This is a genomic window from Bradyrhizobium sp. USDA 3256 (assembly GCF_054058275.1).
This window is the reverse complement of sequence record NZ_JBSSAE010000002.1, coordinates 6,719,895-6,737,290: the sequence shown is the minus strand read 5'-3', so window position 1 is coordinate 6,737,290 and position 17,396 is coordinate 6,719,895. Positions and strand designations below refer to the sequence as shown.

Annotated in this window: 15 protein-coding genes; 12 read left to right on the top strand and 3 right to left on the bottom strand. The window is 65.6% G+C overall.

Going from position 1 to position 17,396, the window contains the following annotated elements:
- Positions 1–129 precede the first annotated feature (129 nt).
- From ACVWY5_RS33790 to ACVWY5_RS33760, 7 genes are all read left to right on the top strand, one after another.
- A complete protein-coding gene (locus ACVWY5_RS33790) occupies positions 130–2,454 on the top strand; it encodes a putative bifunctional diguanylate cyclase/phosphodiesterase (protein WP_028335975.1) in 2,325 nt (774 codons plus the stop codon).
- A 173-nt stretch (positions 2,455–2,627) separates the two neighbouring features.
- Positions 2,628–3,362: an N-acyl amino acid synthase FeeM domain-containing protein gene (locus ACVWY5_RS33785; protein ID WP_038377730.1), complete on the top strand. Its 735-nt coding sequence runs from the start codon at positions 2,628–2,630 to the stop codon at positions 3,360–3,362.
- Positions 3,363–3,633: 271 nt separating this feature from the next.
- Positions 3,634–4,116, top strand: a complete 483-nt coding sequence (pal, locus tag ACVWY5_RS33780) for a peptidoglycan-associated lipoprotein Pal (protein ID WP_016846948.1) — start codon at positions 3,634–3,636, stop codon at positions 4,114–4,116.
- A gap of 246 nt (positions 4,117–4,362) precedes the next feature.
- The gene (gene ybgF, locus ACVWY5_RS33775) at positions 4,363–5,406 is read left to right on the top strand and encodes a tol-pal system protein YbgF (RefSeq protein WP_028335977.1); all 1,044 of its coding nucleotides are present in this window, start codon (positions 4,363–4,365) and stop codon (positions 5,404–5,406) included.
- 52 nt (positions 5,407–5,458) lie between these two features.
- A complete protein-coding gene (gene tilS, locus ACVWY5_RS33770) occupies positions 5,459–6,493 on the top strand; it encodes a tRNA lysidine(34) synthetase TilS (RefSeq protein ID WP_028335978.1) in 1,035 nt (344 codons plus the stop codon).
- A gap of 258 nt (positions 6,494–6,751) precedes the next feature.
- The gene (ftsH, locus tag ACVWY5_RS33765; RefSeq protein WP_028335979.1) at positions 6,752–8,674 is read left to right on the top strand and encodes an ATP-dependent zinc metalloprotease FtsH; all 1,923 of its coding nucleotides are present in this window, start codon (positions 6,752–6,754) and stop codon (positions 8,672–8,674) included.
- Positions 8,675–8,686: 12 nt separating this feature from the next.
- Entirely contained in the window at positions 8,687–9,100 is a 414-nt protein-coding gene (locus tag ACVWY5_RS33760; protein ID WP_028335980.1) for a DUF3052 family protein, read from the top strand.
- 216 nt (positions 9,101–9,316) lie between these two features.
- Here ACVWY5_RS33760 and ACVWY5_RS33755 read toward each other — a convergent pair whose 3' ends face one another.
- Complete coding sequence (locus tag ACVWY5_RS33755; protein ID WP_028335981.1) at positions 9,317–10,819, bottom strand: hypothetical protein; 1,503 nt, start codon at positions 10,817–10,819, stop codon at positions 9,317–9,319.
- Positions 10,820–11,215: 396 nt separating this feature from the next.
- Between ACVWY5_RS33755 and ACVWY5_RS33750 the strand changes: the two genes are divergently transcribed.
- Both ACVWY5_RS33750 and ACVWY5_RS33745 read left to right on the top strand, forming a co-directional pair.
- Positions 11,216–11,890, top strand: coding sequence for a TetR/AcrR family transcriptional regulator (locus ACVWY5_RS33750; RefSeq protein WP_026191806.1), 675 nt, complete (start codon positions 11,216–11,218; stop codon positions 11,888–11,890).
- A 76-nt stretch (positions 11,891–11,966) separates the two neighbouring features.
- Positions 11,967–12,395: an OsmC family protein gene (locus ACVWY5_RS33745; protein ID WP_016841620.1), complete on the top strand. Its 429-nt coding sequence runs from the start codon at positions 11,967–11,969 to the stop codon at positions 12,393–12,395.
- A gap of 77 nt (positions 12,396–12,472) precedes the next feature.
- Here the strand turns inward: ACVWY5_RS33745 and pyk are convergent, their stop codons facing one another.
- Both pyk and ACVWY5_RS33735 read right to left on the bottom strand, forming a co-directional pair.
- Positions 12,473–13,909, bottom strand: coding sequence for a pyruvate kinase (pyk, locus tag ACVWY5_RS33740; protein ID WP_028335982.1), 1,437 nt, complete (start codon positions 13,907–13,909; stop codon positions 12,473–12,475).
- Entirely contained in the window at positions 13,906–14,514 is a 609-nt protein-coding gene (locus ACVWY5_RS33735; protein WP_038377731.1) for a DUF1036 domain-containing protein, read from the bottom strand. Before ACVWY5_RS33735 ends, pyk begins: the two co-directional genes overlap by 4 nt.
- Before the next feature lie 196 nt (positions 14,515–14,710).
- Here ACVWY5_RS33735 and ACVWY5_RS33730 point away from each other — a divergent pair, with 196 nt between their 5' ends.
- From ACVWY5_RS33730 to ACVWY5_RS33720, 3 genes are all read left to right on the top strand, one after another.
- A complete protein-coding gene (locus ACVWY5_RS33730; protein ID WP_028335984.1) occupies positions 14,711–15,013 on the top strand; it encodes a DUF1244 domain-containing protein in 303 nt (100 codons plus the stop codon).
- Between the two features lie 174 nt (positions 15,014–15,187).
- A complete protein-coding gene (locus tag ACVWY5_RS33725; protein WP_016841616.1) occupies positions 15,188–15,460 on the top strand; it encodes a DUF2312 domain-containing protein in 273 nt (90 codons plus the stop codon).
- 135 nt (positions 15,461–15,595) lie between these two features.
- The gene (locus ACVWY5_RS33720; protein ID WP_028335985.1) at positions 15,596–17,359 is read left to right on the top strand and encodes an adenylate/guanylate cyclase domain-containing protein; all 1,764 of its coding nucleotides are present in this window, start codon (positions 15,596–15,598) and stop codon (positions 17,357–17,359) included.
- Positions 17,360–17,396: the final 37 nt, after the last annotated feature.

Genomic DNA, 17,396 nt, shown 5'->3' with positions numbered 1-17,396 from the left:
CGCACTGAATTTTATGGTGAATTCCGGTCGTCGCCTGGGCGCGGCAAGAACTTGCTAACGATGTTCGCTCAGAAAGACTTCACCTGCGATCAGTAAGAGTGCGAGCTGAAAAGGACGCGCGCTCTCACAATGCAGTTCGCAAGTCAGACGGGTGAACCGGACCGGTCGATGTCGCCGACGATTTCCGCGGCGCTGGTCGATTCCCTGTTCATGAACCCAGCGCCCATGATTTTCGGCGCCTTCGGCCCCGCCATTGCGGGCGCCGTGATTGCGGCTGTCACGAGCAATCTGTTGTGCTGGCTGTGCGTGCCGCTGTTCATCGTGGTGGGGCTGGCGCGCGCGCTGCAGATGTACCGCTACCAGCAGCGCAATTCCCGGCTCACCGTCGAAGAGTCCGTGACCTGGGAGAAGCGTTACAGGATCGGCACCATCGCCTACGGCATTTCGCTCGGCATCTGGGGCGTCACCGTGCTGCTGACGACCAGGGACGCTGCCGCGCACATGCTCTGCGTGACCACGGTGGTCGCCTACACCTCGGCGGGGGTAGGGCGGACCTTCGGCCGGCCGCAGATCTTCCACCTCCATCTGTTGATGTCGATCGGTCCCTTGATCCTGGCGCTGATGTATGTCGGCGGTCCCTATCACATCGCCCTTGCGCTGCTCAGCCTGGTGTTCTTCAGCGCCATCCGGCACCTGACCTCCAGCCTGCAGCGCATCTACGTCAACGCCTGGATCGCCAAGGAGCGCGAGGCCGCGCTGGCGGGCCAGTTCGATACCGCGCTGAACAACATGCCGCACGGCCTGTGCATGTTCAGCGCTAACGGCCGCGTTGCGGTGATGAACCACCGCTTCATCGAGATGATGCAGCTGTCGGACGATTTCGTGCAGCGCGGCGCCAGCGCGACCGATATCTGCAACGCCTGCGTCCTGTCCGGCTCGATCTCGGCCGCGGCCGCGCAGCAGATTCTCTACGAGATCGAGAGCTCGCAGCGCGGCGATATCGTCACCAGCGACCCCGACCCCACCAAGAACCGCTCGCTCGACTGGACCTTCCAGCCGATGGCCGGCGGCGGCACGGTGGTGCTGGTCGAGGACATCACCGAGCGCAAGGACGCCGAGGCCCGGATCAGCCACCTCGCGCGCTACGACGAGCTGACCGCGCTGCCCAACCGCGTCAATTTCCGCGACGAAATCGGCCGGCTGCTCGCCATGCAGCACGGCGACCATCGCTCCGCATTGCTGTTCGTCGACCTCGACCAGTTCAAGCAGGTCAACGATACGCTCGGTCATCCCTGCGGCGACCAGCTGCTCTGCGCGGTCGCCGAGCGGCTGCGCGAGATGCTGCGGCCGGAGGATTTCGTGGCGCGGTTCGGCGGCGACGAGTTCGTGGTGTTCCAGCAGAACATCCACTCGCACGAGGACGCTGCGGCGCTGGCGCGGCGCATCGTCGACCGCCTCAGCGAACGCTACAAGATCGACAACCACCTGGTCGAGATCGGCGCCAGCGTCGGCATCGCGATGACCGCGCCCGGCGTCGGAGCCGACACGCTGCTGAAGAATGCCGACATGGCGCTCTACCGCGCCAAGGCCGACGGCCGCGGCACCTTCTGCTTCTTCCGCGACGAGATGGCGCAAACCGTCGAGGCCCGCCGCATCCTCGAGCTCGACCTGCGCAAGGCGCTCGCCAACGAAGAATTCGAGCTGTTCTACCAGCCGCTGATCAACCTGAAGTCCGGCAAGGTGAGCACCTGCGAGGCGCTGCTGCGCTGGAACCATCCGGTGCGCGGCACGGTCTCTCCGGTCGACATCATTCCCGTTGCCGAGGACATGGGCTTGATCGTCGATCTCGGCCGCTGGATCCTGCGCAAGGCCTGCATGGAATGCATGAAGTGGCCCGAGGCGGTCAGCGTCGCGGTCAACTTCTCGCCGCAGCAGTTCCACCAGCGCGACGTGCTGAGCGAGGTTCGCTACGCGCTCGAGGTCTCCGGCCTGCCGGCGCACCGGCTCGAGATCGAGATCACCGAATCCTCGCTGCTGCACAACACCGAGCTGACCCACGACGTGCTGTCCCAGCTGCGCTCGCTCGGTGTGCGGATCTCGCTGGACGATTTCGGCACCGGCTACTCGTCGCTCAGCTACCTGCACAATTTCCCGCTGCAGAAGGTCAAGATCGACCGCTCCTTCCTCGAGGGTATCGACAGCGACCGTCCGCTGACCTTGCTGCGCGGGGTGGCGCGGCTGTCGGCGGATCTCGGCATGTCGGTCGTGGTCGAGGGCATCGAGACCAATGAGCAGCTCGAACTGATCAGCGCCGATGGCGCGGTGACCGAAGCACAGGGATACCTGTTCAGCCGGCCGGTTCCCTCCGTCCGCATCCGCCAGCTGCTCAATGCCTCGCACGGCCGGCGGACCGACGAGCAACTGCACGTGGTTCCCTCGCGCTCGATCGCTTGATCCGGCGCAATATACTCAATCGATAGTTGTGAGAGCCTTCGACTGCACTATTCGTAGTGTGCCCTTCCGGTCGGAAGTTAACTGTATTGCCTCGATTGCTTTGACGGAAATTAAGAAGCTGTTAATCTTTTGGCTCGCGCGTTGAAGTTGTTGAGTTGTTCAGGGAGTACCAAATGAGGTCCGCGGCCGAAGCCATCAAGCCCGCGACAGGAAGGCTTGCGGACCCTCTGGATCAAGTCGATTACCGCCTCGCTCAGACCCCGGAACAGAAAGACGAGATCTACCGGCTTCGCTATCGCGCCTATCTGCGTGAAGGCGCGATCCGGCCCTCGGCGGACGAGCGGGTCGTCGATCAGTTCGATGATGCGCCGAATGCTTGGGTGTTCGGTGTCTATCTGCAAGGCGAACTCTGCAGCTCGATCCGCATCACCGTGGTGACGCCGGAGTGGCGAACCTCGCCGACGCTCGAGGTGTTCGGCGACGTGCTGCTGCCGAAGCTTGATCAGGGCCTGGTCTTCATCGACTCGACGCGCTTCGTCGCGGATCCCGAAAAGGCCCGGAACAATCCGGAACTTCCTTATGTCACGGTGCGCCTCGGCTCGACGGCGGGCGTGCACTTCAACGCTGACTACGGCCTGGCGCCGGTCCGGCCCGAGCACATGGCGTTCTACCGGCGTGTGTTCCTGCACGAGACCTGGTCGGAGCCGCGGCTCTATCCCGGGCTGGTGAAGCCGGTCGGCTTGATGGCGTCGCATCTGCCGACGGTGCGGGAACGCGTGCTGGCCCGCTATCCCTTCCTGCGCTCCAGCGCCTTCGAGCGGCGAATGCTGTTCGACCGCGAAGGCCAGTTGCAGCCCGACGGCTTCGTGCAGCCGTTCGAGCGCGCTTCGATCGTGCCGAATCCCTGAGGGAAACGGCATTCTCATCGACTCAGTGTCGATCGACTGTTGCGCGCAGGCCAAATTGCCCTGCAAAAGCGGCCGGTTCCCGCGAACCTTGCCTTCCCTTCACCATCGCGCCACATTTGCCACCCATTAACCATCGGGGGCGCTTTTCGCCATTACCTGGCATTTGATGGGGTCGAGCAAGGTCTCGTCAAGGTTGACGGAACGTTCGCTTAACCATCGCCCTGTAGACCGATTGGGTAGTACGAAGAGCGCGAGCGTGGAGGCTCCGGGAATGAATTATCTCCAGGGTATGAAGCTGGTTGCGGTTCTGGCGGTGGCGCTGTCGATGGGTGCCTGCGCCAACAAGAACCCGTTGGACGCCAATGGCGCGATTGGGGGCGCCGCGACCCCGGGCAGCCAGCAGGATTTCGTGGTCAATGTCGGCGACCGCGTGTTCTTTGAGAGCGATCAGACCGATCTGAGCCCGCAGGCGACGGCGACCCTCGACAAGCAGGCGCAGTGGCTGCAGACCTATAACCGTTACTCCTTCACCATCGAAGGTCATGCCGACGAGCGCGGCACCCGCGAATACAACATCGCGCTCGGTGCCCGCCGTGCCCAGTCGGTCCGCGCTTACCTTGCCTCGCGCGGCATCGATCCGAGCCGCATGCGCACCATTTCCTACGGCAAGGAGCGTCCGGTCGCGGTCTGTAACGACATCTCCTGCTGGTCGCAGAATCGTCGTGCCGTCACCGTGCTGAACGCCAGCTCCTGACGCGAACCTGAATGAGTGTTTTCAAGCCGGCGCCTTCGGGCGCCGGCTTTGTTTTGGCCGCGTGAAAGCCGGGCCGTCATCAAGATGAACGAAGCTGCGCGCAATTGGCCGCTTGCTTGTTCCAGCGTCCGTACTAAACCGGTGTCGCGCGACGCTGTCCCGGATTTGAAGTGCCAGTCACAATTCCGGCGTACTCCGTCCCTCAATGTCGCTCGCTTTTCACGTCGATCTCGTCGTCAGGGCAAAATGTCATCCAGGATTCATTTTCTTTCCTCCGCCGCGGCGATCGCGGCGTTGCTCGCCGTTTCCTCGCCAGTGTTTGCCCAATCCGACGATTCCGATGCTGAAATGCGGATCGAGCGGCTCGAGAACCAGCTGCGGCAGCTGACCGGTCAGAACGAGGAACTGCAATACCGTAACCGCCAGCTCGAGGAGCGGCTGCGGCAGCTTGGCGGGCAACCGCCCGGCCCAGGTGGACAGGCTCCGGCGGGCCAACCCGTCGCGGCGGCGCCACCACCGGCGCAGCAACCGCAGGCCTACCCGCAACCGCAGCCGGGCTACGCCCAACCCCAGCAAGGCTACGGCCAGCCGCAGCAAGGATATGGCCGGCAGCCGCAGGGCGGCTATGACCAGCAGCAGCAGATCGCGGCGCCCGCGCCGATCGCGCAGGAGCCGGCGCCGGCGGCTTCCGGCCGCCGCGGCCGCGGCGATGCCTTCGATCCGAACCAGAACCCGAATGCCCCAGGGGCACCGCGCGCACTTGGCGGCGGCGGGATGGCGATGCCCAGTGAGGCGGCGGTTGGTGCGCCCGGCGGCCGTGGGGCAGGCGAGCCGCTCAATCTCGGCAACACCAGCCCGCAGCGTGCGCCCGGCGCGAGCGCAGCCCTGACCACGCTGCCGCCGTCGGCGACGCCGAAGGATGAGTTCGACCTCGGCATCGGCTATATGCAGCGCAAGGACTATGCGCTCGCCGAAGAGACGATGAAGAATTTCGGCCAGAAGTATCCGAACGATCCCCTGGTGGCGGACTCGCAATACTGGCTCGGCGAAAGCTATTTCCAGCGCCAGCAATATCGCGATGCTGCGGAGACCTTCCTCGGCGTGACCACCAAGTTCGACAAGTCCGCGAAGGCGCCCGACGCCCTGCTGCGGCTCGGCCAGTCGCTGGCGGCGCTAAAGGAAAAGGAAGCGGCTTGCGCCGCGTTCGGCGAGATCGCGCGGAAGTACCCGCGCGCGTCCGGCGGGGTCAAGGCTGCGGTTGACCGCGAGCAGAAGCGCGTGAAGTGCTAAACCAGATGCGGGAGGGCCGCTTCCGGCCTCTCCGCCAGCAGCTGGTTTTGCGATGCCCGACGACCAATCCGCCATCCCGGCACGGGACGCCAAGCGCCTGTTCGCAGGCCTTGCGGGCGCGCCGGCGCTCCTGCTTGCGGTGTCCGGTGGTCCCGATTCAGTCGCGCTGATGTGGCTCGCCGCGCGCTGGCGCCGCGCGCTCGCGCAGGGACCGCGGCTGGTGGCGGTCACGGTAGATCACGGCCTGCGTCCTGAAGCGGCTCGCGAGGCGCGCGACGTCAAGCGGCTGGCGCGAAGTCTCGACCTGCCGCACCACACGTTGCGTTGGACTGGACCAAAGCCTGGAACCGGCGTGCCGGCGGCCGCGCGCGCGGCCCGCTATCGACTGCTCGCGCAGGCCGCACGCAGGCATGGCGCCACGCATATTTTGACCGCACACACCCGTGACGATCAGGCCGAGACACTGCTGATGCGGATGCTGCGCGGCAGCGGCGTTGCGGGCCTCTCGGCAATGGCGCGCGAGACCGAGCGCGACGGCGTCTTGCTGACGCGGCCGCTGCTCGACATCTCCAAGGCCCAGCTGATCGCGACGCTGAAGAAGGCGCGCATCGGCTTTGCCGACGATCCGACCAACCGCGATCGATCCTTCACGCGTCCGAGGCTGCGCGCGCTGATGCCGATGCTCGCGGCGGAGGGCGGCGACGCGCGGAACCTGGCGCGGCTTGCCGCAAGGATCGCGCGCGCCAACGCCGCCCTGGAGGTGCTGGTCGACGGCGCCGAGCACTATCTTGCGTCGAAGAGCGAGGATAACTCCGGCGCGGGCTTCGATGCTGCACTGTTCGCGGTGATGCCCGAGGAAATCCGCGTCCGTCTGCTCAAGCGCGCCATCGACCGCATCGGACATGAGGGGCCGGCCGAGCTCGCCAAGGTCGAAACCCTGCTCGCCGCGATGGACGAGGCCTTGGATGGGACTTTGGGAAAACGCGAATCCAAGCTGAAACAGACCCTTGCCGGAGCGGTCATCAGCGTCGCCGCCGGCCGTATCAGGATCGGGCCGGCGCCACCCCGCCGGGCGCGCTCCCGCTGAGCCGGGTTCGATTGTTTCAATCGCTGTCATAATCGGGCAAAGAGGCTTAACCACCCCGGAAAAACACCGGATTCAGCGCCATTTTTTGACCGGGAATCGCGCTAGGATGCGGTAAATAGTCGTGCGTGGTTCCCTTGGCATCTACCCCAGCGGCACCTAAATTGTATGCCATCGACGGGATGGATTCCCTGGGGATTCCCACAGAGCCTGCCCAAGGATAGAGAGAGGCCGCGATCCGCGCGACCACGAAGGAAGACCATGAACGCCAATCTGCGGAATTTCGCCCTCTGGGTCATCATTGTCCTGCTGTTGCTGGCGTTGTTCACGCTTTTCCAGAATCCTGGCCAGCGCTCGTCGTCCTCGGACATCTCGTTCTCGCAGCTTCTCACTGAGGTCGATCAGGGCCATGTCCGCGACGTCGTGATCCAGGGGCCGGAGATTCACGGCACCTTCAACAACGGCACGAGCTTCCAGACCTACGCGCCGAGCGATCCGACGCTCGTGAAGCGCCTCTATGACGCCAAGGTGCAGATCACCGCGAAGGCGCCCGGCGACAACGTGCCGTGGTTCGTCTCGCTGCTCGTCTCCTGGTTGCCGTTCATCGCGCTGATCGGCGTGTGGATCTTCCTGTCGCGGCAGATGCAGGGCGGCGCCGGCAAGGCGATGGGCTTTGGCAAGTCGCGCGCCAAGATGCTGACCGAGGCGCATGGCCGCGTCACCTTCGAGGACGTCGCGGGTGTCGACGAGGCCAAGCAGGATCTGCAGGAGATCGTCGAATTCCTCCGCGACCCCGGCAAATTCCAGCGGCTCGGCGGACGGATTCCGCGCGGCGTGTTGCTGGTCGGCCCTCCCGGCACCGGCAAGACGCTGATCGCGCGCGCGGTCGCGGGCGAAGCCAACGTGCCGTTCTTCACCATCTCCGGTTCTGACTTCGTCGAGATGTTCGTCGGCGTCGGCGCGAGCCGCGTCCGCGACATGTTCGAGCAGGCCAAGAAGAACGCGCCCTGCATCATCTTCATCGACGAAATCGACGCGGTCGGCCGTCATCGCGGCGCCGGCCTCGGCGGCGGCAACGATGAGCGCGAGCAGACGCTGAACCAGTTGCTGGTCGAGATGGACGGCTTCGAGGCCAATGAGGGCGTGATCCTGATCGCGGCGACCAACCGTCCCGACGTGCTCGATCCCGCGCTGCTGCGTCCCGGCCGCTTCGACCGCCAGGTCGTGGTGCCGAACCCGGACGTCGTCGGCCGCGAGCAGATCCTCAAGGTTCACGTCCGCAAGGTGCCGCTGGCTCCGGATATCAACCTCAAGACCATCGCGCGCGGCACCCCGGGCTTCTCGGGTGCCGACCTGATGAACCTCGTCAACGAGGCTGCGCTGACCGCCGCCCGCCGCAACAAGCGGATGGTGACGCAGGCCGAGTTCGAAGAGGCCAAGGACAAGGTGATGATGGGCGCCGAGCGCAAGTCGCTCGTGATGACCGAGGAAGAGAAGTTGCTGACGGCCTATCACGAGGGCGGTCACGCCATCGTCGGCCTCAACGTCGTCGCGACCGATCCGATCCACAAGGCGACCATCATTCCGCGCGGCCGTGCGCTGGGCATGGTGATGCAGCTGCCCGAGCGCGACAAGCTGTCGATGTCGCTCGAGCAGATGACTTCGCGGCTTGCCATCATGATGGGTGGCCGCGTCGCCGAAGAGCTGATCTTCGGCCGCGAGAAGGTGACCTCGGGTGCCGCCTCCGACATCGAGCAGGCGACCCGCCTGGCCCGCATGATGGTGACGCGCTGGGGCCTCTCGGAAGAGCTCGGCACCGTCTCCTACGGCGAGAACCAGGACGAGGTGTTCCTCGGCATGTCGGTCTCGCGCACGCAGAACGCGTCGGAGGCGACCGTCCAGAAGATCGACTCCGAGATCAGGCGTCTGGTCGAGGAAGGCTACAACGAGGCGACCAAGATCCTCACCGAGAAGCGCGAGGATCTCGAGGCGCTCGCCAAGGGCCTGCTCGAGTTCGAGACGCTGACCGGCGACGAGATCATCGACCTCTTGAAGGGCAAGAAGCCCAACCGCGAGTCGGTGCTGGAGCCGTCGACGCCGCGCGCATCCGCCGTGCCGCCGGCCGGCAAGCCGCGCCCGCGTCCCGATCCGGACACCGGCATGGAGCCGCAGCCGCAGGCGTAAGCCTCGCCCGCCATGGCCGGTGCTTCCGGCAAACCGATTGTGCAAAAGCTCGGCCTCAAGCCGGGCTTTTGTATTTTTGTCGACGGGCTGTCCGTTCCCTACGGCAACATTGTCGGCGAACTGCCCGCCGATCTGCTGATCGCGAAGACCGCACGGACGCCGCTCGATGCCGTGCACCTGTTCGCGGCCGAGGCCAAGGGGCTTGCGGCCAGGCTGCGGCATTACCGTCGGGCGATCGCGCCCGACGGCATGATCTGGGTGTCGTGGCCGAAGAAGAGTTCGGGCGTCGCGACCGACCTTACAGAGATGGAGGTCCGCGAAACCGGGCTCGCGAACGGCCTGGTCGACGTCAAGGTCTGCGCCGTCGATGACGTCTGGTCGGGACTGAAACTCGTGATCCCGGTCAAAGAGCGCGGCAAGCGCTGAGACCTCCACGGCGAGTTGGCATCCGCGTCAAAATGGGGATGCCCAGCACAAGTGGTTGAGAGAGCTCCTGGTCAAAGTTTCTAGAATGCAATAGTCCGCTTCTGGACCGCAGCTGAGCTTTGTTCAGAAGGCTGCAACGTCCGCTTTCGATAGGTGAGCCGACCTAGGTCAGGGACCCGCGAGGCAAAAGCGGACGCGACGCATGTGGGGGGCGCCCTAGTTCGAACGCTCGGCCGCCGGCGCCGCACCAACCTTGGTCTCGTCCGAGCGCACATGGATGACGGCGATGTCGTCTTTGTACAGCCGCTTCCAGCCCTTCAGGTGATCCAGCGCGTTGCCCGCGGGCGAGTCCGAGCTCAGCAGCGTGGCGTCGATCCGGTACTTGTCGAGCAGGCCCAGCAACTGCCCGACGTCACGGGCGTCGAGCGCATCGTAATAGTCGAGCACGAATTGCTCGCCATAGAGCTCGGCGCGGCCGTCGATGAACACCTTCATGTCGCGGCTCACCATGTAGCCGCCGAACGGCGCCGTGCTGAAGACGCGCTGCGCCTTGTGCTGCTGCAGCACATCGACCGCGGCCACGGGCGAGAACATCGGCAGGAACTTGAACTGATGCTGCGCGACGAACATCGCCGTCGTCACCCATGCGCCGATCACCATCGCGATCGCAGCCAGGATCGTGACGACGGGGAATGCGCGCGTTTCTCCGAAGCGGGCCGCGGTGGCGCTTGCCGTTCCCCATTGCTCGGCGATCGGCTTGGCGAGCACCAGCGGTGCGATGAACGCGAACACCTCGATGTTGCGGACATGGCTCAGCGCCATCCAGATCAGCCCGAGCAGCAGCAGGATCCGCGGCACCGACAGCGTCAGCCTGCGGTAGCAGATCAGGCCGATCAGGCCGAGCAGCGTGGCTTCGAAGAAGCTGGGCTTGCTGAAATCCGCCGGCTTCCATTCCCCGATCAGCGTCAGCAATTTGCCGAGGCTGAGGATCTTGGTCGCGCCCAGCAGGCTGGTCCAGCCATAGGGCGTCAGGCAGCTCGCGGCCAGCGCGGCGAGGCCGAAAAGGCCCCATCGCACGACAAGCTGACGGCGGCGGCCGGGCTCCCCGTTCCACACCGCCTCCAGTCCGATCGGTCCGATCAGCGCCAGGCCGAGAACGAAGCCGCCATGCAGATTGGCCCACAGCGTCATCAGCGGCAGCAGCCACCATGACGGTGAAGTGCGGCGATCCGCGGCCGCGAGCAGGCCGCCGATGAACGCCAGCAGCACCGGCAGCGCCAGCACGTGGGGCCGCGCGAAGAAGTGGATCGTCGACAACAGCAGCGCCAGCGCCGCGATCAGGATCGCGCGCGCCGGATCGAAATACGGGCTCAGCAGATGCAGGAAGATCGCGACCGTCGCGCCGATCGCCATCGACGACAGGATCACCGGCCCGGCCCAATCGCCGCCGTAGACGAGCGCGTACGCCACCTGCGACAGCCACGAGCTCGAGATCCAGGGCTCGCCGAAACGGGTGAACGAGAACACGTCCGATGTCGGCATCGCGCCGTGTTCGAGGATCCACTGTCCGACCCTGATCTGCCACATCGTGTCGGAATCGCGCAGCAGGATTTCGCCGGCCGAGAGATAGAACAGATAGGCGCCCACGGCGGCGCACAGCGGCACCAGTCCTCGCGCCGCGCTACGGCTGCTCACGCTGCTGGTGATGGAGAGTGACATGCGCTTTCTTGCTTGTTTCGGCCGGGGGCATCCAGAGCCAACGCCACGCGTGATGCTGGCGCGCACTCGACCACGGCTTCCGATAAATTCGGGTAAATGCCGCAGCTGATATCGCGCGCATGCGCAAGATCAGATGTCTCGATTTCGAGCGATCAGCTTAGCCGGCGATTTACCATCGCGGCCCTGATCCGATCGGGGAGGGGCCGGAGTGCCGCCGGCTCAATCAGAGGTGGTGCCAGAGGTTGCAAAAAATCCTTACAATTCCAGCTTGTCATTCAGTCTGAATAGTTGTTCACTTCTTCAGGCGATTGCGGGATCAATCGCTCAAAACGTTGAAGACTCGTGTGTTCTGCCGGTGGGCGCCGGCCGGGGCGCACGGCGGGGGGACGGAACGCCATGGTTTACCGGCGAACTCATCAGGTCGTGAAACGGCTGGCCGCGCGGCGCAGCGCCATCCTGTCGGCTGCGCGGGACGCGGCGGCGGCGGGCGGCATGGCGGCGGTCCAGATCGCACCCGTCGCGGTGCGGGCCAATGTCGCGGCGGGAACGGTCTACCGTTATTTCCCGTCGAAGGCCGAGCTGATCTCGGAATTGATCACGGAAGTCTCGCGCGACGAGCTCACGGCGATCCGGCGCGCCGCCGATGCCGCACCAGGGCCGTCATCGGCGCTGGCCGCCGCGGTGACGACGATCGCGGTCCACGTGCTGTCGCAGCGCAAGCTCGCCTGGGGCATTTTGGCCGAGCCGGTCGACGTCGACGTCACCGCCTCGCGCCTCGCCAGCCGCCGCGACATTTCCGGCGAGCTTGCCATGCGCATCGATGCCGCGGTGCGCGCCGGCCACCTGCCGGCGCAGGACACGGCGCTGGCCGCCACCGCCCTGCTCGGCGCGCTGCACGAAGCGCTGGTCGGCCCGCTGGCGCCGGCCAATCTCGACGATCCGATCAAGCTGCGTGACGCGGTGCAGACCGTGACGCTGCTTGCGCTGCGTGCGGTCGGCGTGATGGACGCACGCGCGCGTGGCCTCGTGGTGCAGGCAACGACCCCGGCGAAGGCGCTGGTCGGCGCTTGAGGCGCGCGAAGAACACTTCTGTCGCAATGGCGTTGTAGGTTTCGGGGCTGGGCTCAACCACCTCACGGAGCAACCCATGACGACGACCCATGGCTCGGCCAAATGGCAGGGCGGCATCAAGGACGGCAAGGGCGCGATCTCGACCAAGAGCGGCGCGCTCTCGGATTACCCCTACGGCTTCGCCAGCCGCTTCGAGGGCAAACCGGGTTCGAACCCGGAGGAGCTGATCGGCGCGGCGCATGCCGCCTGCTTCACGATGGCGCTGTCGCTGATTCTCGGCGAAGCCAAGCTCACGGCGGAGCATATGGAGACCAAGGCCGATGTGACCCTGGAGAAGGTCGCCGACGGCTTCGCCATCACCGCGGTGCACCTGACGCTGTCGGCGAAGATCCCGGGCGCCGATAATGCGACGTTCCAGGAACTGGCCGGCAAGGCGAAGGCCGGATGTCCGGTGTCGAAGCTGCTCAACACCAAGATCACGCTCGACGCGTCATTGCAGGGCTGATCGCGGCGCGGCGGGTTAATGCGTTTTCGAGCGAAGCGGGCACCGGTTCGCGTGAAGACAACGCGTCAAACAGGAATCTAGAGCTGCGCGTCGCCGCTCGGGCCGACCGAGGCGATGCGCAGCATGTTGGTGGTGCCGGGGGCGCGGAGCGGCACGCCGGCAACGATGATGACGCGCTGGCCGGCCTTGGCAAAACCGTCGCGGAACCCAATCGAGCCGGCGCGGTCGACCATGTCGTCGAGATCGTGGGCGTCCTCGGCGACCACGCAATGCACCCCCCACACCACCGACAGCTTGCGGCCGGTGACGAGGTTCGGCGTGATCGCGACCACCGGCACCTTGGGCCGCTCGCGCGCCACGCGGATCGCGGTCGAGCCTGACGACGTCCAGCAGATGATCGCCGACAGGTCGAGCGTCTCGGCGATCTGCCGCGCCGCGTCGGCAATGGCGTCACCCACCGTCGCTTCGGGATCGACGCGTTGCGCGTTGATCACGTTGCGATAGGTCGGGTCGCGCTCCACCTCCTCGCCGATGCGGTTCATGGTCGAGACAGCCTCCACCGGGAATTTGCCGGCGGCGGATTCCGCCGACAGCATGATGGCGTCGGCGCCTTCGTAGACGGCGGTGGCGACGTCGGAGACTTCGGCGCGCGTCGGCACCGGCGCCTGGATCATCGATTCCAGCATTTGCGTTGCGACCACCACCGGCCGGCCGGCGCGGCGCGCCATCCGGATCATCTGCTTCTGCAGGCTCGGCACCCGCTCCAGCGGCAGTTCGACGCCGAGATCGCCGCGCGCCACCATCAGCGCGTCCGATGCTTCGATGATGTCGGCGAGGCGGTCGATCGCCTGCGGCTTCTCGATCTTGGCCATCACGGCGGCGCGGCCGCGGATCATCTTCTTGGCCTCGATCACGTCCTCGGCTCGCTGCACGAAGGACAGCGCGACCCAGTCGATCCCCTCCGGCAGCGCGGCTTCCAGGTCGGCGCGGTCCTTTGCGGTCATCGCCGACACCGGCAGATCGGTATCGGGCAGGCTGACGCCCTTGCGGTCCGACATCTTGCCGCCGATCACGACGCGCGTGATCGCGCGCTCGGGCGAGGTTTCCTCGGCGATCAGCCGCACCTTGCCGTCGTCGAGCAGCAGTGCGTGGCCCGGGCGGAGCGCCGCGAGGATCTCCGGATGCGGAAGCTGGACGCGGCTGTTGTCGCCCGGCGTCTTGTCGGAATCCAGAATGAAGCTCTGGCCGTTCTTGAGCTGGGTCGAGCCTTCCGCGAACGAGCCAAGCCGCAGCTTCGGCCCTTGCAGGTCGACCAGGATGCCGATCGGCCGGCCGTAGCTCGATTCGACATTGCGGATGGTCTTGACCAGCTCCCGCATCTTGTCATGCGGGGTATGGCTCATGTTGATGCGGAAGACGTCGGCGCCCGCCTCGAACAGCTTGCGGATCATCGCGCTGTCTGAGGAGGCCGGGCCGAGTGTTGCGAGGATCTTGATTCGACGCAGTCGTCTCATGGTTTGTTTCCGGGTGGTGCGGCTGGCGGCAGACCAGACGCGCCCGGAGGCGCTGCGCCCGGCGGCGGGTTGGGCAGGCCCGGCATCGCCCCGGGACTTCCTGGACCCACGCCGCCCGGCATTCCCGGTACTTTCTGCGGCTGTTGTTCGTTGGCTTCGGTTAGCTGGACGGTCCATGCACGCTGCTCGCCGGTATCGACCTCGAAGAAGCCGGTGCGGTCGAACCCGCGCGCCAGGCAATTTTCGGTGCCCTTGATGGTGAATTCCTTATCGCGCGAGCACATGAAGGCCTGGCCGGACCATTCGCCGCCGCGATCATAGTCGAGAGCGTAGATGTAGTAGTAGCGCGCCACAAGGTTGCCGCGCAGCAAGGTCTCGCAGGTGCGCGACGACACGTTCCACCAGCCCTCGGTGGTCCAGCCCTCGGCGTCCTTGTAGCCGAGCGCGATGCCGACGCGGCTCGAGGTGTTGTTGCAGAGCCGGAAATCGGCGGCCGCCGGACTCGTCCACAGGCAGGCCGCGACAAGCGCCAGCACCGGCAGGAGGCCGGCCAACGTCAGGCGGATATTGCGGGGAGCTGAGGCGAGGGAATCTGTTGGGCTCATGCAGCGAAGCTATATCAAATCATGGACGATTTCGCGTGCCCGGCCGGCACTGTCAACGGGCGGGCGCCCGTCTGCGACGCTGTCGGACCGTGGCCAGGGTGGCCGGACGGGTCCGTTTTGCGCGCCGATATGGCAAAATCTGTGACAATTCCCACCTGATATCAATATGGTGAGCGCGACACACGGGATCACGATCATGAGCATTGACGACAAAACCAGAACGGAACTCGAGGCCGCGGTCTTCCGGCGTCTCGTCAGTCACCTGCGCGACCGCACCGATGTGCAAAACATCGACCTCATGAACCTCGCCGGCTTCTGCCGCAACTGCCTGTCCAACTGGATGAAGGAAGAGGCGGACGCCAAGGGCCTTACCGTGAGCAAGGACGAGAGCCGTGAGGCGGTCTACGGCATGCCGTATGAGGAATGGAAGGCGAAGTATCAGGGCAGCGCGACGCCCGAGCAGCTCGCGGCGATGAAGAAAGCCCAGAGCGGGCATTAAACCTCAGCCTGTGTGACGTCAGTTCCGCGGCCGTCCGCATCTCCTGTGGGCGCGCTGTGGATGAGCGCGATGTTTCCTTGACGGAAGGCGCGCCAAAATCGAGGGTCGCCCGCAGCAAGCGGTGCGCAAGGCGCGTATTCGCGTAACATTTCAATACCTGTTCAGGAGTGCGCGATGGCCACCACGTCTGCCGCCGTCAAGGAAGAGCCCGCAACGCGATTTGCCAAGGACCAGCTCAAGTCCATCATCGAGCGCATCGAGCGGCTGGAAGAAGAGAAGAAGACGATCTCGGACGACATTCGCGACGTCTATGCCGAGAGCAAGGGCAACGGCTTCGACGTCAAGGCGCTGCGCGCCATCATCCGTCTGCGCAAGCAGGATCCGAACGAGCGCCAGGAGCAGGAGACCATCCTGGAGACCTACATGCAGGCGCTGGGGATGCTCTGAGGCGGCCAGCGGCCACCCCTGCCGGGCGTTCGCCAAGGGCGCCCCCCAAAGCTGCTGGAAGACCTCCTGTCGAGGCTTGGGTGAAATCCCGGGATTTGCTACACTGGCGGCGAGGTAACCGGGCAGATCGTTCAGATGGACGTGCCAGGACCAGAGCGCCGGCTCGCTGCGGTCCTCGCCGCCGACATGGTCGGCTATAGCCGCCTGATGGAGGCTGACGAGACGGGGACCCTTGCGCGCCTCAAAACCCATCGCATCGAGCTGATCGATCCGGCCATCGCCAAGAATCGCGGCCGCATCATCAAGACCACCGGCGACGGCCTGCTGGTTGAATTCCATAGCGTCGTCGATGCGGTGCTGTGCGCGGCCGAGGTCCAGAGCCGGATGGCGAAGCGCAACGCCGACGTCGCGCCGGCGCGCTGGATGCAGTTTCGCATCGGCATCAATCTTGGCGACGTGATCGTTGACGGCGCCGATATCTTCGGCGACGGCGTCAACGTCGCGTCCCGTCTGGAGACGCTGGCCGAGCCCGGCGGCATCTGCATTTCCGGCGCGGTGCGCGATCAGGTCGGCGATCGCCTGGAAGATCTGAGCTTCGAGGATCTCGGCGACCAGACCGTCAAGAACATCGCGCGCCCAATCCGGGTTTTCCGCGTCCATCTCGAATCCGGTGCCAGGCCCGTTCCGGAGCACCCGAGTGCGGTGGCCGCCCCTGTCGTCGCCAAGAAGCCCTCCATCGCCGTGCTGCCGCTCGTCAACATGAGCGGCGATCCCGAGCAGGAATTCTTCGCCGACGGGCTCACCGAGGACATCATCACTGAGCTGTCGCGCTTCCACGATCTGCTGGTGATCTCGCGCAACTCGACCTTCGTGTACAAGGGCAAGGCCGTGAAGGTGCAGGACGTCGCGAAGGAATTCGCCGTCGACTATGTGCTGGAAGGCAGCGTGCGGAAGGCGGGCGGCCGGATCCGCGTCACGGTGCAGCTGATCGACGCCGTGGCCGACCGGCACGTCTGGGCCGAACGCTACGACCGCGAGCTGGCCGACATCTTCGCCATCCAGGACGAGATGACGCGTGCGATCGTGGCGACCTTGCCGGGGCGCGTCGAGGCTGCCGCGCATGACCGTGTCAAGCGCAAGCCGACCGACAACATGGCGGCCTACGAGTGCGTGCTTGCCGCCAAGGTGCTGCATCATCGCTCGGCACGCGACGACAACGCGGAGGCGCAGCGCCTGCTCGAACGGGCCATCGTGCTTGACCCGAACTATGCCCACGCCCACGCCTGGCGGGCCTGCGTGCTCGGCCAGACCTGGGTCTACAACTGGTGCACCGACCGCGACGCGACCATGGCGCAGGTCGCCGCAGAGCTCGAGATCGCGCTCAAGCTCGACGACAATGACAGCGACGTGCACCGGATTCTCGCCGCGCTGAACCTCAACCGCGACGACCACGACAAGGCGGCCTTCCACCAGGAGCGCGCGCTCGCGCTGAACCCGAATTACGACCTCGTCGTCGTGCAGCAGGGCGAGCTCCTGACCTGGCTCGGGCGGCCCGAGGAAGGCATCGACTGGATCAAGCGGTCGATGCGCCTCAATCCGTTCCATCCGGAGCGCTTCTGGAGCCATCTCGGCCGGGCCTGCTATTGCGCCGAGAAATACGCTGACGCCGCCGAGGCGTTCTCGCGGATTACGCGCCCCGACCACACCCATCACGCCTTCCTCGCGGCGACCTTCGCGCAGATGGGCAACACGGTGGCTGCCTCGGCCCACGCCGCCGAGGTGCTGAAGCGCGAGCCGACCTTCTCGGTGTCGGCGCATCTGGCAACCCAGCACTACAAGCGCGAGCCCGATCGGGCACGCTTCGAGGCCGGCCTGCTCAAGGCAGGGCTGCCGGCCTGAACCGGCGCAAAGCTATCCTTGTCCGGCAGAGGCGCAG

What these genes read in the sequence shown, in the direction of transcription:
- ACVWY5_RS33790 (WP_028335975.1), top strand. Translation starts at nt 130, where the DNA reads ATGCAGTTCGCAAGTCAGACGGGTGAACCGGACCGGTCGATGTCGCCG.
- ACVWY5_RS33745 (WP_016841620.1), top strand. Translation starts at nt 11,967, where the DNA reads ATGACGACGACCCATGGCTCGGCCAAATGGCAGGGCGGCATCAAGGAC.
- ACVWY5_RS33760 (WP_028335980.1), top strand. Translation starts at nt 8,687, where the DNA reads ATGGCCGGTGCTTCCGGCAAACCGATTGTGCAAAAGCTCGGCCTCAAG.
- ACVWY5_RS33750 (WP_026191806.1), top strand. Translation starts at nt 11,216, where the DNA reads ATGGTTTACCGGCGAACTCATCAGGTCGTGAAACGGCTGGCCGCGCGG.
- ACVWY5_RS33755 (WP_028335981.1), bottom strand. Translation starts at nt 10,819, where the DNA reads ATGTCACTCTCCATCACCAGCAGCGTGAGCAGCCGTAGCGCGGCGCGA.
- pal (WP_016846948.1), top strand. Translation starts at nt 3,634, where the DNA reads ATGAATTATCTCCAGGGTATGAAGCTGGTTGCGGTTCTGGCGGTGGCG.
- ACVWY5_RS33720 (WP_028335985.1), top strand. Translation starts at nt 15,596, where the DNA reads ATGGACGTGCCAGGACCAGAGCGCCGGCTCGCTGCGGTCCTCGCCGCC.
- ACVWY5_RS33735 (WP_038377731.1), bottom strand. Translation starts at nt 14,514, where the DNA reads ATGAGCCCAACAGATTCCCTCGCCTCAGCTCCCCGCAATATCCGCCTG.
- ftsH (WP_028335979.1), top strand. Translation starts at nt 6,752, where the DNA reads ATGAACGCCAATCTGCGGAATTTCGCCCTCTGGGTCATCATTGTCCTG.
- ACVWY5_RS33730 (WP_028335984.1), top strand. Translation starts at nt 14,711, where the DNA reads ATGAGCATTGACGACAAAACCAGAACGGAACTCGAGGCCGCGGTCTTC.
- ybgF (WP_028335977.1), top strand. Translation starts at nt 4,363, where the DNA reads ATGTCATCCAGGATTCATTTTCTTTCCTCCGCCGCGGCGATCGCGGCG.
- ACVWY5_RS33785 (WP_038377730.1), top strand. Translation starts at nt 2,628, where the DNA reads ATGAGGTCCGCGGCCGAAGCCATCAAGCCCGCGACAGGAAGGCTTGCG.
- tilS (WP_028335978.1), top strand. Translation starts at nt 5,459, where the DNA reads ATGCCCGACGACCAATCCGCCATCCCGGCACGGGACGCCAAGCGCCTG.
- ACVWY5_RS33725 (WP_016841616.1), top strand. Translation starts at nt 15,188, where the DNA reads ATGGCCACCACGTCTGCCGCCGTCAAGGAAGAGCCCGCAACGCGATTT.
- pyk (WP_028335982.1), bottom strand. Translation starts at nt 13,909, where the DNA reads ATGAGACGACTGCGTCGAATCAAGATCCTCGCAACACTCGGCCCGGCC.